14 protein-coding genes and 1 rRNA gene are annotated in these 14857 nt (G+C 42.8%); 8 read left to right on the top strand and 7 right to left on the bottom strand.

What is annotated here, in order from left to right; genetic code table 11:
- Nucleotides 1-16: 16 nt before the first annotated feature.
- Nucleotides 17-337, bottom strand: coding sequence for a proton-translocating transhydrogenase family protein (locus AC2SLM_RS10745; protein ID WP_486553829.1), 321 nt, complete (start codon nt 335-337; stop codon nt 17-19).
- 206 nt (nt 338-543) lie between these two features.
- A complete protein-coding gene (locus tag AC2SLM_RS10750) occupies nt 544-1677 on the bottom strand; it encodes a Re/Si-specific NAD(P)(+) transhydrogenase subunit alpha (protein ID WP_486553803.1) in 1134 nt (377 codons plus the stop codon).
- A 572-nt stretch (nt 1678-2249) separates the two neighbouring features.
- Here AC2SLM_RS10750 and yaaA point away from each other — a divergent pair.
- Nucleotides 2250-3062, top strand: a complete 813-nt coding sequence (yaaA, locus tag AC2SLM_RS10755) for a peroxide stress protein YaaA (RefSeq protein WP_486553805.1) — start codon at nt 2250-2252, stop codon at nt 3060-3062.
- 129 nt (nt 3063-3191) lie between these two features.
- On the opposite strand, the gene groL is transcribed toward yaaA, so the two are convergent.
- Nucleotides 3192-4835 (bottom strand): chaperonin GroEL, encoded by a 1644-nt coding sequence (gene groL / locus AC2SLM_RS10760; RefSeq protein WP_486553806.1) that lies wholly within the window; start codon nt 4833-4835, stop codon nt 3192-3194.
- A gap of 113 nt (nt 4836-4948) precedes the next feature.
- Nucleotides 4949-5239 carry a co-chaperone GroES gene (gene groES / locus AC2SLM_RS10765; protein WP_486553808.1) on the bottom strand — a complete coding sequence of 97 codons (291 nt, stop codon included), beginning with the start codon at nt 5237-5239 and terminating at the stop codon, nt 4949-4951.
- 290 nt (nt 5240-5529) lie between these two features.
- Between groES and AC2SLM_RS10770 the strand changes: the two genes are divergently transcribed.
- The 3 genes from AC2SLM_RS10770 (at nt 5530) to iscX (ending at nt 6640) form a co-directional block, all read left to right on the top strand.
- A complete protein-coding gene (locus AC2SLM_RS10770; RefSeq protein WP_486553810.1) occupies nt 5530-6081 on the top strand; it encodes an acyl-CoA thioesterase in 552 nt (183 codons plus the stop codon).
- Between the two features lie 24 nt (nt 6082-6105).
- The gene (locus tag AC2SLM_RS10775; protein WP_486553812.1) at nt 6106-6270 is read left to right on the top strand and encodes a hypothetical protein; all 165 of its coding nucleotides are present in this window, start codon (nt 6106-6108) and stop codon (nt 6268-6270) included.
- Nucleotides 6271-6433: 163 nt separating this feature from the next.
- Entirely contained in the window at nt 6434-6640 is a 207-nt protein-coding gene (gene iscX / locus AC2SLM_RS10780) for a Fe-S cluster assembly protein IscX (protein WP_486553814.1), read from the top strand.
- A gap of 104 nt (nt 6641-6744) precedes the next feature.
- Here iscX and AC2SLM_RS10785 read toward each other — a convergent pair whose 3' ends face one another.
- The 3 genes from AC2SLM_RS10785 to AC2SLM_RS10795 form a co-directional block, all read right to left on the bottom strand.
- Nucleotides 6745-7155 (bottom strand): hypothetical protein, encoded by a 411-nt coding sequence (locus AC2SLM_RS10785; RefSeq protein ID WP_486553816.1) that lies wholly within the window; start codon nt 7153-7155, stop codon nt 6745-6747.
- Nucleotides 7156-7188: 33 nt separating this feature from the next.
- A complete protein-coding gene (gene dapE / locus AC2SLM_RS10790; RefSeq protein WP_486553818.1) occupies nt 7189-8412 on the bottom strand; it encodes a succinyl-diaminopimelate desuccinylase in 1224 nt (407 codons plus the stop codon).
- A 117-nt stretch (nt 8413-8529) separates the two neighbouring features.
- Nucleotides 8530-9363: a 2OG-Fe(II) oxygenase gene (locus AC2SLM_RS10795; RefSeq protein WP_486553820.1), complete on the bottom strand. Its 834-nt coding sequence runs from the start codon at nt 9361-9363 to the stop codon at nt 8530-8532.
- Between the two features lie 301 nt (nt 9364-9664).
- Between AC2SLM_RS10795 and AC2SLM_RS10800 the strand changes: the two genes are divergently transcribed.
- The 4 genes from AC2SLM_RS10800 to AC2SLM_RS10815 all read left to right on the top strand — a co-directional run bounded on the left by AC2SLM_RS10800 (nt 9665) and on the right by AC2SLM_RS10815 (nt 14805).
- Nucleotides 9665-10540 (top strand): 23S rRNA (adenine(2030)-N(6))-methyltransferase RlmJ, encoded by an 876-nt coding sequence (locus tag AC2SLM_RS10800; RefSeq protein ID WP_486553821.1) that lies wholly within the window; start codon nt 9665-9667, stop codon nt 10538-10540.
- A 233-nt stretch (nt 10541-10773) separates the two neighbouring features.
- On the top strand, nt 10774-11688 hold the full coding sequence (pssA, locus tag AC2SLM_RS10805) for a CDP-diacylglycerol--serine O-phosphatidyltransferase (RefSeq protein ID WP_486553823.1): 915 nt from the start codon (nt 10774-10776) through the stop codon (nt 11686-11688).
- A 49-nt stretch (nt 11689-11737) separates the two neighbouring features.
- Nucleotides 11738-12706, top strand: coding sequence for a 1,4-dihydroxy-2-naphthoate octaprenyltransferase (gene menA, locus AC2SLM_RS10810; protein WP_486553825.1), 969 nt, complete (start codon nt 11738-11740; stop codon nt 12704-12706).
- Nucleotides 12707-13268: 562 nt separating this feature from the next.
- Nucleotides 13269-14805 (top strand): 16S ribosomal RNA (locus tag AC2SLM_RS10815).
- The last annotated feature ends 52 nt before the right edge of the window (nt 14806-14857 follow it).

Here is a 14857-nt window from a genome sequence, read left to right on the forward strand (position 1 = left end):
TGAGTTACATCTGGATTCATGCATCACCTCCTTCGGTATCTGTCGCTGGTTTGGCTTTTTTGGCTTTTGGTTTGAACATAGCAAGCATACGCTCAGTGACTGCGAAGCCGCCGAAGATGTTAATACTGGCTAGAAACACAGCAAAGGCACCTAAAATACTGGTCACTGAAATGGCACTGCCACTAATATAAATGGTCTGCAGCATAGCGCCGACAATCACAATACTTGATAGAGCATTGGTCACAGCCATAAGCGGCGTGTGCAGGGCAGGGGTAACACCCCAAACCACGTAATAACCCACAAAAATTGCAAGGACAAAAATGGTAAATATCGCCACAAACGGCGTGCCACTAGTAACGGCTGCCCCCAGTGGTGCGGTTGCTAATACCGTAGCAAGCATAATCTTCTCCTAATATCTTCTAAAATTTGTACATATAAGCGCTAAGTATTTGAATGTTAAATACTTAATTAGTAGATAGCTAATTCTTAAATTTATAAGTGTTAACTACCTACTAAGCGCAGCTGCTTTAATCCCTAAAGCGACTATTTACGCTGCAAACGCACTTCACCATTATGGGTTACTGCCAATGCGCCTTGGATTTCATCTTCAAGATTAATCGTCAGTACATTGCCATTTTCTTTATCAAATAGTGTAGTAATAAAGTTCACTAAGTTGTTGGCATATAAGTCCGAGGACTGTGCTGCCAATGTGGCAGGGATATTCGCCGCACCAATGATACGCACGCCATTATCAGTGATAACCGTTTCGCCAGATTTGGTACCCTCAACGTTACCGCCTGAGCTGGCTGCCATATCAATAAGCACCGAACCGGCTTTCATTTTATCCAGCGTCGTCTTATGAATCAGACGCGGCGCATTGCGTCCTGGAATCTGTGCAGTGGTAATAATAATGTCAGCATTAGAAACGGCTTTATCGACCACCGCTGCCTGATCTTTCATATACTGCTCAGACGGTGTCCATGCATAACCGCCAGTTGATTTGGCTTTTTCTTTTTCCTCATCACTCATCGGTACATCTAGCCATTTACCGCCTAGAGACTCTACTTGCTCTTTTACTGACGGTCGTAAATCACTGGCCTCAACCACAGCGCCTAAGCGTTTGGCTGTTGCAATGGCTTGTAGACCGGCAACACCCACACCAAGCACGATGACTTTGGCAGGCTTAACGGTACCGGCTGAGGTCATAAACATAGGGAAGGGGCGGGCATACTCGTTGGCTGCCATTAACACCGCTTTATAACCGGCAAGGTTGGCCTGTGAGGACAACACATCCATGTTTTGCGCACGCGATAAGGTACGTGGCAACAGCTCCATCGCAAAAGCAGTGGTGCCTTGCTTGGCATAATTATCTAGCTGATCGTTGCGATAAGGATCAAGCATGCCAATCACAATGCTGCCAGAGGACAACTGAGCGATTTGCTCAGCAGTTAGATTCTGCACAACACAAATAATCTGCGCTTTGCTTAAGACCTCAGCTTCGCTGGCTACTTTGGCGCCAGCATTGGTATAAGCGGTGTCATCGTAATAGGCATGTTGACCTGCACCCGATTCAATAATCACTTCGTGACCAAGTTTGGTCAGCTTCTTAACTGAATCTGGAGTGATGGCAACGCGACCTTCATGTGCCTGCTTTGCTTGGATAGTGCCTATTATCATGTTCGCTCCTAGCTGTATGGTTTATCTAAACTTTCTCCGCATTCACATCCGATGTTTAAGCGCAATTATCTTAGCCGCTAAAAAACCTCCGGTTACGCAATACAAAACTAAAGGTTATCATTTAAATAAATGGTTATGAGAAAGTCATCATTAATATTTATTATAAGAATATAAATCAAATAATTTCATTGCAGAAACATGACCGACCAGTAACCTTTAGAAACAAACTTTAGGTTATACCGACAATGAATTACAGGCTATCACATAACATACTGTTATGTGTATCGTTAAAAAAATGATTTTGGGAAAATATCAGAAGGTAGGTTTAGAGGTGATACAACGACTGTCTCATTATAAAAAGTTATGATACGCTTAAATCCAAATAGCCTATCTTTAAATAATTAGGTCAATTAAACACATATAGCGCACCATAGCAGTTAAAATAACAAATCAATCACTAAGTGTTCATAAATAGCGAGCCTAAGAATTTAGAACTACATTTTTAGGAATACATCTAAAACAGCTTAGTTAAAATAATAATCAATTAAATTTCAATACATCGAGGAGGCGTTATGTATTTCGTATTATCTCCAGCAAAGAGCTTAAATGAGAGCGATGCGGTACCGGTTAATGTGGGCAACTACTATAGTCAGCCAGAGCTGATTGAGTACTCGCAAGCATTGATGAAGATATTAAAGTCAAAAGAACCGATTGATCTGCAAGAATTAATGAGCATCTCTGATGATTTGGCTCAGCTCAATGCACAGCGCAATCAAGATTGGGCATGGAGTGAGGATAAGCCATTCACCGATGACAATGCCAAACCGGCTGCTTATCTGTTCGACGGTGACGTGTATACTGGTCTTGATGTCTATAATCTTGATAAAGAGACGGTCATTTACCTGAATGAGCATTTAGGGGTATTATCAGGACTGTACGGTGTATTAAAGCCACTAGACTTAATTCAGTCCTATCGTTTAGAGATGGGCACCAAGCTCAAAAACGAGCAGGGCGATAATTTATATGAGTTTTGGGGTGAGCATATTACTGAAGTGATTAATCAGCGTATGCAAGATACTGCCAAGCAAGGTGAAGATAATGTACTGATTAACCTTGCTTCAAATGAATACTTTAAAGCGGTTAAAAAGAAGTCTTTGAATGCTGATATCATCACACCGCGATTTGAAGATGAGAAAAATGGCAAATATAAAGTCATTAGTTTTTATGCCAAAAAAGCACGTGGCCTAATGGTGAAATACGCCGCTGATAATAAAATCACTAAGGCTGAAGATTTAAAGCAGTTTGATTTGGCTGATTATTATTATGTTGATGATTTATCAGATGATAAAACGTGGGTGTTTAGACGTGATGAGGCGAGTCAATAAATTGAAATGACTTTTAAGGTAAAACCATCAAAATAAAAAGACAATAAAAAACCCCGATAAGCGATTGCCTATCGGGGTTTTTGTTGGCTATTTACGCATGAAGCGTATCATAAGCGGATAGGGAGATGATTACATCATACCACCCATGCCGCCCATACCACCAGCACCGCCCATGCCAGCCATAGGATCATCACCACTTTCCGCTTTCTCAGTGATCATCGCTTCAGTAGTTAGCATTAAGCCTGCTACTGATGCTGCATGCTCAAGTGCTGAACGAGCCACTTTAGCAGGGTCAAGAATACCCATCTCTAACATATCGCCATATTCGCCAGAAGCTGCGTTGTAACCATAGTTACCAGAACCATTCTTCACTTCGTTTACCACAACAGATGCTTCAGCACCGGCGTTAGTAACGATTTGACGTAAAGGGGCTTCCATCGCACGGCGTAAGATGTTGATACCTGCGTTTTGGTCGTCATTGTCGCCTTTAAGGTCAGCAAGTGCGTTTAATGCACGTACTAGAGCAACACCACCACCGGGTACAACGCCTTCTTCTACAGCAGCTCGAGTCGCATGTAGGGCATCATCAACACGGTCTTTCTTCTCTTTCATAGCGGTTTCAGTCGCTGCGCCAACTTTGATAACGGCGACGCCACCTGATAATTTAGCAACACGCTCTTGTAGTTTCTCTTTATCGTAGTCAGAAGTAGACTCTTCGATTTGACGGTTGATTGATTCAACACGTGCTTCGATGTCAGATTTTTGACCAGCGCCATCAACGATAACGGTGTTTTCTTTACCAACCGTTACCTTCTTAGCAGTACCTAGGTGCTCTAGAGTAGCAGTCTCTAAGCTTAAGCCCACTTCTTCAGAGATAACCGTACCGCCAGTTAAAATACTGATGTCTTGTAGCATTGCTTTACGGCGATCGCCGAAACCTGGTGCTTTAACCGCACACGTTTTTAAGCCGCCACGCATATTGTTCACAACTAATGTTGCTAATGCTTCGTTTTCAACATCTTCAGCAATGATTAATAGTGGCTTGCTTTGCTGCATTACTTGCTCAAGTAATGGTACGATTTCACGGATGTTGCTAATTTTTTTATCAACAAGAAGGATATATGGGTTTTCAAACTCGGCAGTTAGGCTATCTTGCTTGTTTGCAAAGTATGGGCTAATGTAACCACGGTCAAACTGCATACCTTCTACCACTTCTAAAGAATCTTCAAAGCCTGAACCTTCTTCAACAGTGATAACGCCTTTTTTGCCTACTTTCTCCATTGCTTCAGAGATAAGCTCACCTATTTTGGTGTCAGAGTTAGCAGAAATAGAACCTACTTGAGCAATCGCTTTAGAATCGTCAGCAGGCGTCGCAAGTTTATGAATCTCTTCAACAGATACTTTAACCGCTTTGTCGATACCGCGTTTAAGATCCATTGGGTTCATGCCAGCAGCAACAGACTTCATGCCTTCTTGTAAGATAGACTGAGCCAATACAGTTGCCGTAGTCGTACCATCACCGGCCACGTCGTTTGTTTTGCTCGCAACTTCACGAACAAGCTGAGCACCCATGTTTTCGAATTTGTTTTCAAGCTCAATCTCTTTAGCAACTGAAACACCATCTTTAGTGATTGAAGGTGCGCCAAAAGATTTATCGATAACCACGTTACGGCCTTTAGGGCCTAGCGTTACTTTTACAGCGTTTGCCAGAATATTTACGCCGTCCATCATTTGTTTGCGGGCATCAATGCCAAATTTTACGTCTTTAGCCATGAGAATTACTCTCCAATTATTTTAGTTAATGAGTTTTCTGTTTATGAATGAGAAGTATCTGTTGTTAATTGTTCAATGAGAGAGGCACCCGATTGCAATCGCAATCGAATTAATTAACCTTCTAGAACACCTAATACGTCAGATTCTTTCATAATTAATAATTCTTCGCCGTCAACTTTTACAGTTTGACCTGCATATTGACCAAATAAAACAGTATCGCCAACTTTTACGTCAAGAGCGCGTACTTCACCGTTTTCACGGATTTGACCATTACCAACAGCAAGGACTTTACCTTGAGATGGTTTTTCTTGAGCAGAACCTGGCAATAAGATGCCACCGGCAGTTTTTTGTTCTTCTTCCACACGGCGGACAACGATGCGGTCATGTAAAGGGCGAATATTCATTGTTCACTCCATTAAAAATTTCAGTTAGGTTAATAAAAGGTACCCATATCACTCATAAAGTATTGTTATTGGGCAGAATGTTTTAATCATTAATGTCACTCTACAATGAGCTATGGGGTTGTATTGAAAATGGGGTTAAGTGGATAAAGTTTCAACCTACAAAACGTTAATTTTTTTATATTTTGTCAGCTGACAACAGCTACATGCCTGTATAGACTGGCATTTACTCATTTATATCCTTTATGTAATCTAAGTCATAAATACTGAACACCTTAATAGGAGCGCTGCCCATGAATATGTTAATCCGATTTTTTATCTTAATGATGCTCCTAAAACGTGAGCTCTCAAAACCCAAAAAGCCGTCATCCAAAACTGTAACATACAGCACAGCCCACAATGAAAGAGACACCTTTGAACCCTTCACCCGCAGTCATCGTATTTTGCCACACGATATGGGCTTTCGGGACCATCTACCCAACTACCGCTATCTATCCTTTATCGAGCTCAACATCACCGGCTGGCTCACCACGCTCACCCATCAAACCCAGTACCAAAAGCTAGGCTGGGTCATCGCCATGCAAGAAATGGTTTATCTCAAAGAAATCAAACTATGGAACAAAATAACCGTCACCAGCAAGCTTGAAGGCTGGGATAGCAAATACCTCTACTTTCAGCATCATTTTTATGTCAAAAACACGCTAATGGCAATCGGTCTGACCAAATTTGTATTAACCGAGGAAGACACCTTGCACAAACCGCAAATTTTGGGTCTGCAACACGAGCACCTAACCGAAGTCATCAGCACATGGAATAGCAATCAACAAGCCATCAAATCTCAATAACTCATCGCAACCACAGATTTTGGCTTGAAAGCTATCCAATCAGTAGCTACTCTCGCTTTTCGCTACTATCTGCAAGTCATGATGAGGCAGCCGCTAAGCGATGCCGTGTCGCTTGCTCTGCGCGCCACTGCATCACAAGCGCCTGCAACTCGTCCTGCCATGCAGTATATCCGCTTCAATCGAGGCTAAACCACACCTAACGCAAAGCTAATATCCAAAATATGCTAAAATCTATCGCATACTTTAAGAGTCGCACTAGCTATCTACCCTCTTTATAACTAGCTGGTATGCTAGCTGAGCTTAAGCCATAAATTACAAGTTAACTTTACTTTAATGCCAAAAGGAAGCCACTATGAACCAAAAACTAAAATGGACAGATAGCCTAGACATCGCTATCGAGCTTGTCGAGAAATTTCCAGATACCGACCCACAGTATATTCGCTTTACCGATTTACACCGCTGGGTAACTGAGTTAGAGAACTTCGATGATGACCCTAGTAAATCAAACGAAGGTATCTTAGAAGCCATCCAAATGAACTGGATTGATGAAGCGGATTAATCTGGCTATCAAAATTTGACCGTAAAAAGCCCGATACTTATTAAGCGTCGGGCTTTTTTAATTGAAAAAGATTTGCAATAGTCGAATATCGGATATGCTCCTAGTTAATAAACACAGGGGTCGTTCTGATAAATAGACTCATCTAAACCGCCAATAGGAGGGACTGGATGTGATGAAGGCGTTACAACAATAATTTTACCTATTGCCTCAGTTAATTCTTGCTCAATTTTACTTTTTAAATCAGCCGATACTTGTTTATAGAAACATACATCGACATCAAGTCCATTGGTCTTAAAGTCATTAGATAGGCCGACAATTTCACCCCGATATTTCTTGACAATAGGTGCTATTGTCTCCCAATCATTTTGAACAGTATTTTTTGAGCTCTCAGTGCTGTGCTGAGTGCTACGATTATCTAATGACGTATTAGAACGCTGCACAATTGATTGACAGCCGGATAATATAATGGCACTGCTTATTAATATGTAAGACAATGTTTTAGAGAAACGATTCATTAGATAATCCTTCCTATATGACCTTGTACGTTATTAACTCAACAACAATTCCTCTAGCATCTTCTCATATATCTGTGCCAGTTTACCTAAGTCGTCTACCTCTACTTTTTCATCAACCTGATGAATGGTTGCATTACGTACACCCAGCTCAACCACTTGCGCACCCGTTGGCGCAATAAAACGACCGTCAGAGGTTCCGCCTGAGGTCGATAACTGAGTATCAATACCAGTCACTTCTTTGACGGCTATTTTACACGCATCCACCAGTTTACCCTCAGCGGTTAAAAATGGATTGCCTGATAGTTTCCATTCGATATCGTAAGTGGCTTGGCTTTTATTATTTGAAGAAGCATTAAAATGTTTGTCCAAGATTTCATGCGTTTTTGCACGAAGCTCTTCTTCTGTGGTCTCTGTGGAGAATCTAAAGTTAAAAACCACCTCTACTGTTTCAGGTATAACATTAGTAGCGCCTGTACCGCCATTAATGTTCGAGATTTGCATGGTCGTAGCAGGGAAGTGGTCGTTACCTTCATCCCAAACGGCGCTTTCAAATTCAGTTAGCGCTGGCAGGAGGGCGTGAATGGGGTTAACTGCCAAATGCGGATAAGCGACATGACCTTGTTTACCAGTGACGGTCAAAATACCGCCCAACGAACCACGGCGACCATTTTTGATAATATCGCCAAGCGTGTCTGTGCTAGAAGGCTCACCAACCAAACAATAAGTGATTTTCTCATTGCGAGCTTCTAATGCCTCGATAACTTTGACTGTACCATTAATAGAAGGCCCTTCTTCATCTGAGGTGATTAACATCGCAATCGAGCCGTTATGGTCAGGGTGTTTTTTAACAAAACTTTCAGCAGCAACGGTAAAAGCGGCAATACCTGTTTTCATATCGGCAGCTCCGCGACCCCAAAGAAAGCCGTCTTTAACAGTCGGTTCAAAGGGTGGAATTTTCCAGTTATCAGGATTACCGGTTGGTACCACATCGGTATGACCGGCAAAGCAGATAACAGGCTCTTGGCTGCCGCGTCGTGTCCATAAGTTTTTGACCTCAGCATCACGGCCCGTCGCATTTTTATCACCGAAGTACATAAACTCACTGTTAAATCCTAGTGGCTCTAAGCGCTCAACCAATACATCCTGCGCTCCTTTGTCATTCGGGGTCACAGAGTCACGACGCATTAAGTCAATACTTAACTCTAACGTGGCTTGTTGATGATGGGTGGTGTTATCCGATTGGTTGTTAGCGCTCATAGGTACCTCAAAGTAATGTATAGAAAATAAATAACCGTTAATAAAGGGTCAAAACAGTCAATAAAGTAAGTGATAATGTCGTTGTTATAACTCTAATGTTTATAAGCATAACAGCTATTAAGGTTCAGGGATAAAGACCGCATCGTCACGGCGCAGCCAAGTGGCAATAGAATAACGCTGACGATGGGCAATCTCGACTTGATGCTGTAGATTGCTGTCAAAAATAACCAAGCGATTGGCTTTCGGTAGTAATTGATGCTGCTCATTTTGCATATCAATCAGCGATAAGGCGCCGCCATCCTCAAGCGTCCATTCATCATTTAAGTAAAATACCGCTGAGATAACGCGTTCATCACGGCCAACGGGGTTATCAGAATGCCATTTATAACCAAACCCTGGCGGATAGCAGGCATAGTGTGCTTCACTATGGCGAATACCAGCAAAAAACAGTCGATTAAACAGATGCGCTAATTCATTGATACTTTGTAAATAGTAGTAGCCGGCAAAAAAGTGTTTGGTAATCCAGCGAATACGGTCGCCACGGATATCCGTTTGACGAACGCCTTCTGTTAATAGCGCATCACGGTAATCAACAAAGCCGCTCTCTGCTTGCAGCGCCAGTAGCGCAGTGGGCTGATATACATTATCTAATACGATGAAGCCTTTATTGACAAAATCATCTAAAACCGTGTCGTCCAAACGTTGCTGCCAATGTGCCTCAAAATCTGCTTGTCTTAAAGCCTGCTGAGTGTCAGACAAGTCTAGCTGATTTATATCTGCTTCTGGCACGCCTGATAAAATCTCATGCGCAATATGCTCGGCAATGTCTCTGGACTGTTCTAGTGCCTCTGGCTTCAGCGGTGGTGGAATATCGACGGTAATAGGGTCTTGATAGCCCCATTGGGTAGTGTCTAAATTACTTTCAACGGCCGTATCAACGACTTTAGTCATGAACCGATACCCTTGTATAGGTTAAGGAAAATATAGAAGTCGGTAGAGGGTGGTACAGTATCCTATCAATTCTGAATTAGCTGCCAATCAGCGGCTAACCCTTACAGCCTGAATAAATTTCAACCAATTATCAATTATAGGATTGTCAGATATAAAGAACAGCAATGGGCTATAATGGGTGCATTCAAGCAGTCAGCTAAATAGGGGTATTAACTATTAATATACTCATTTTAAACCTGCTTATGCTACCATAGAACTAATTTTTGATACCGAAACTTTCTACAATAAAACAAGCCAACTTATGAATTACAAACATGCCTATCACGCCGGTAATTTCGCCGACGTTGTTAAACACATCTTACTTGTCCAACTGCTTAATCAAATGAGCAAAAAGGGTAAGCCTTATTATGTTCTTGATGCTTACGGCGGTCGTGGTCTTTACTCGTTAAGCAGTGAAGAGTCGCGCAAAACAGGCGAAGCCAAAGGCGGCGTACAAAAGATTTTGGATGCCGATATCTCTGAAGTACCAGATGCCGTTCGTCAATATGTTGATGATATCAAGCAAGCCCGTCAAACCTACGACAAGCACGTTTATCCTGGTTCACCATGGTGGATTGCTAACCATGCCGAGAAGAATCCAGATGCAAACTTACGTGCCGAAGCTTTCGAATTCAAAAATACAGAATACGATGCGCTAAATTATCAGCTGTATCAGCTACCGATTGGTATTCATAACCGTGATGCTTTTGAAGGTATCCGTGCGGTTATTCCACCAGTAGAACGCCGTGGTGTGATTTTGATTGACCCACCTTATGAACAAGAGCACAAAGACTTTAGCCGATTGGTCGATTTACTTGTGGCAAGCACTAATAAATGGCCACAAGGTGTGTATGCGCTTTGGTTCCCAATTAAGAATATTGATGCGGTTGAGCTGTTTTATAAGAAAATGAAGCGTACCGAGATTCGCAAACAGCTGTTATGTGAGCTAAATGTTTATCCAAATGATGTAGCAGCGGGCCTAAACGGTACCGGCATGCTGATTATTAATCCGCCTTGGCAGTTTGATCAAAGTGCACGTCAGATTTTAAACTTCCTACAGCCATTACTGCGTCCTGAAGATGCCCCTGAGTTACCACAAAGTCAAGCAGTCAACGTTCGCTGGCTTGTTGGAGAATAGTCAGGGTTCTATCATTTCTTAAGTCTATCGTTATAGGGAGCTAAAAGAAGTGTCATTATTAGAGTAATCTGATGGTGACGCCTATACTCAGCTCACAATGGGCCCAAGTATTTACTGCGTTAAATCTAATAACCCCAGTCTGAAAGTTGATAAGCTCATTGACATCTATCATCATAATAACGATTGCATATTAAGCAGTTAGGGAACAGAGTGCTAGAAATTAGGGATTTATTATGACCACACCACCAACACATTCAAACACACCAGATAATAGCAAATCCAATCATACTACTGCGTCTATAACACGTGAGTCAGGTACGGCCAATGTACCTATATCCCATCAAGACAGTGATTACAATCGCCGCATTGCTGAAAGTGGTGATTATGATGGTTTAACCTTTGATATTATTGAAGAAGAAGTAGCTGACGGTAAGCCAGTGGTTAGCCGCGGTGTGTATCTAGCACCTAACCTGATTACCACGCTGTCTTTGTTGTCTGGCTTCTTTTCTATTTTATCGAGTACCCAAGGTGAGTTTTATAAAGCATCATTGGCCATCTTCTTATCCGGTATTTTGGATGGGGCAGATGGGCGAGTAGCGCGTATGCTAAATGCGCAAAGCCCGTTCGGTGAGCAATATGACTCTTTAGCCGATATGCTTGCTTTTGGGGTGGCACCAGCAATTCTTATTTATAGCTTTGCGCTGCAGCCTCTAGGGCGTATCGGTGTGGCATGTGCCTTTGTGTTTACTGCCTGTGCCGCATTTCGTTTGGCACGCTTTAATGTGCAAATCGGTGAAGTTGATAAGAAATTCTTTATTGGTTTGGCCAGTCCGTTAGCGGCTATTTTGATAACCAGTGCAGTAATGGTCGCGATTGATCACAATCACTGGGTCGGTCAATATGACACCCAAGTAATGATAATCGCTGCGGTGTGGGTCGTTATTTGCGGCTTATTAATGGTCAGTAACCTTAAATACTATAGCTTTAAAGAATTTGATAAAAAGAAAGTGCCTTTTGTGGCATTGATTATCGCTGTATTGGTGATGGGTATTGTTTTGTATGATATTCCCGTTGGTATTTTAGCCATCGGTGTCATTTATGCGTTATCTGGCATTGTGTCTACTTTAAAAGCCAAAGTTAAAGGTTAAATTAATAGCTGTCAGTCCTCTATTATTTATTGTGAGCGATGGTTTAACAATGTTTACTGTCTCTACGTTTATTCAAGCCGCTCGTCCTCGCACCTTTCCTTTAGCCGTAGCCAGTATCCTTTGTGGTACTGGCTTAGCTTTTTCTGAGATAGTCTCTTCTAATCAATCGCTTACCAGTCACAATTGGCTGGTCTTCGCATTAACACTTTGGATCGCATTGGCTCTGCAAATATTATCCAATCTTGCTAATGACTATGGCGATGGCGTCAAAGGCACTGATGCCAATCGGGATGATAATAGTCCACAGCGAGTGATGGCCAGTGGTCAGATTAGCGCGAAACACTTGAAGCGATTAATAGTAGGTTGGGCGTTATTAACCTTTTGCTCAGGTGTTATCTTAATTGCCATTGGCTTTGATAGCCTGCGCGACTTTCTGCTATTTCTAGGATTTGGTGTGCTCGCTATCATCGCTGCGATGGCATATACCATGGGCAAACGTCCTTATGGATACCGCGCAATGGGGGAGGTGGCTGTACTGATATTCTTCGGTTGGCTAGGCGTTTTAGGAAGTGCTTATTTACAAACGAGTCAGTTTCAACTAAGTCATCTGTTACCTGCCACAGGATGCGGTGGGCTTGCTGCTTGTGTGCTATTTGTTAATAACATGCGAGATATCTATAGTGACAAACAAGCAGGCAAAATAACACTAGCAGTTTTGATAGGGGATAGAGGAATTCAAACGGCATATGGTTTACTGTTTATGGCTTCTTACATGTGCTATCTAACGTATGCGATTAACTTTAATTGGTATACATTGTCTGTATTAATTGTTTACCCCTTAGCAATAAAGCATAGTAATGCAATACATCTTACTCTACTAAGAAATTTATCAGATGAAGATCAAGTAACACGTGTGGATACAGTATCAATAGGTAAACAGCTTAAAAATATCGTCATGATAACGCTGATAACTAATCTATTGTTTGTCGCTGGTATAGCCGTAAGCCACTGGGTGTAGGTATAAAATAGTAGCAGTAACTTAATACAATACCTGTCTAACGAAAAATTCAAGAAATTGCTGCTGATTAAAATAATGAAAAAATTTTTCGTTAAGGGTTGACACTAGAATTAAACCCTCTATAATACGCCCTCACTAAGACGGACATCAGCGAATCAATCGAGAGATTAGAAGCGAGTTGACTTAGAAAGAATCAAAATTAAGTGTTGACAAAGATATCGAAATCTATATAATTGTCAGCCTGCCGAGCGATAACGCTGTTACTAATTACTAACAGTTAAGCAAAGCAAGTATATAACTTAGGCTTGGACGACAAGCTAAGAAACTATTTAAAAGCTAAAATCAAAGAACAACTTGTGTGGATTTTTGCTGATTTAGGATGCTAAAAATTAAAGTTGGGGCTATCTCTTATCGGGGTAGTGACTAACTATAAAAATTATCATTCTTTAATTAGTAAAGAAACTCGAAGTTAATTCATTATATGAACATACGGAAAGCAAATTTGCTAGTAATAGGATGAGCCAAGTTTAGAAGTCTCTTTAAAGGACTTCATAGCAAGATTAAACTGAAGAGTTTGATCATGGCTCAGATTGAACGCTGGCGGCAGGCTTAACACATGCAAGTCGAGCGGAAACGATGATAGCTTGCTATCAGGCGTCGAGCGGCGGACGGGTGAGTAATACTTAGGAATCTGCCCAGTAGTGGGGGATAGCACGGGGAAACTCGTATTAATACCGCATACACCCTACGGGGAAAAGGGGGCGCTTGCGCTCTCGCTATTGGATGAGCCTAAGTCGGATTAGCTAGTTGGTGGGGTAAAGGCCTACCAAGGCGACGATCTGTAGCTGGTCTGAGAGGATGATCAGCCACACCGGAACTGAGACACGGTCCGGACTCCTACGGGAGGCAGCAGTGGGGAATATTGGACAATGGGGGCAACCCTGATCCAGCCATGCCGCGTGTGTGAAGAAGGCCTTTTGGTTGTAAAGCACTTTAAGCAGTGAAGAAGACCTTATGGTTAATACCCATAAGCGATGACATTAGCTGCAGAATAAGCACCGGCTAACTCTGTGCCAGCAGCCGCGGTAATACAGAGGGTGCAAGCGTTAATCGGAATTACTGGGCGTAAAGCGAGCGTAGGTGGCTTATTAAGTCAGATGTGAAATCCCCGGGCTTAACCTGGGAACTGCATCTGATACTGGTGAGCTAGAGTAGGTGAGAGGGAGGTAGAATTTCAGGTGTAGCGGTGAAATGCGTAGAGATCTGAAGGAATACCGATGGCGAAGGCAGCCTCCTGGCATCATACTGACACTGAGGTTCGAAAGCGTGGGTAGCAAACAGGATTAGATACCCTGGTAGTCCACGCCGTAAACGATGTCTACTAGTCGTTGGGGGACTTGATCCCTTAGTGACGCAGCTAACGCAATAAGTAGACCGCCTGGGGAGTACGGCCGCAAGGTTAAAACTCAAATGAATTGACGGGGGCCCGCACAAGCGGTGGAGCATGTGGTTTAATTCGATGCAACGCGAAGAACCTTACCTGGTCTTGACATATCTAGAATCCTGCAGAGATGCGGGAGTGCCTTCGGGAATTAGAATACAGGTGCTGCATGGCTGTCGTCAGCTCGTGTCGTGAGATGTTGGGTTAAGTCCCGCAACGAGCGCAACCCTTTTCCTTAGTTACCAGCGGTTCGGCCGGGGACTCTAAGGATACTGCCAGTGACAAACTGGAGGAAGGCGGGGACGACGTCAAGTCATCATGGCCCTTACGACCAGGGCTACACACGTGCTACAATGGTAGGTACAGAGGGCTGCTACACAGCGATGTGATGCGAATCTCAAAAAGCCTATCGTAGTCCAGATTGGAGTCTGCAACTCGACTCCATGAAGTCGGAATCGCTAGTAATCGCGGATCAGAATGCCGCGGTGAATACGTTCCCGGGCCTTGTACACACCGCCCGTCACACCATGGGAGTTGATTGCACCAGAAGTGGGTAGCCTAACCTTTTAGGATGGCGCTCACCACGGTGTGGTTGATGACTGGGGTGAAGTCGTAACAAGGTAGCCGTAGGGGAACCTGCGGCTGGATCACCTCCTTATTGACGCATCCGGTCAGCAAGAATTCACAACAAGTTGTTCTTTGGTTTTAGT

The sequence above is a fragment of the Psychrobacter sp. CX16 genome (assembly GCF_057396245.1).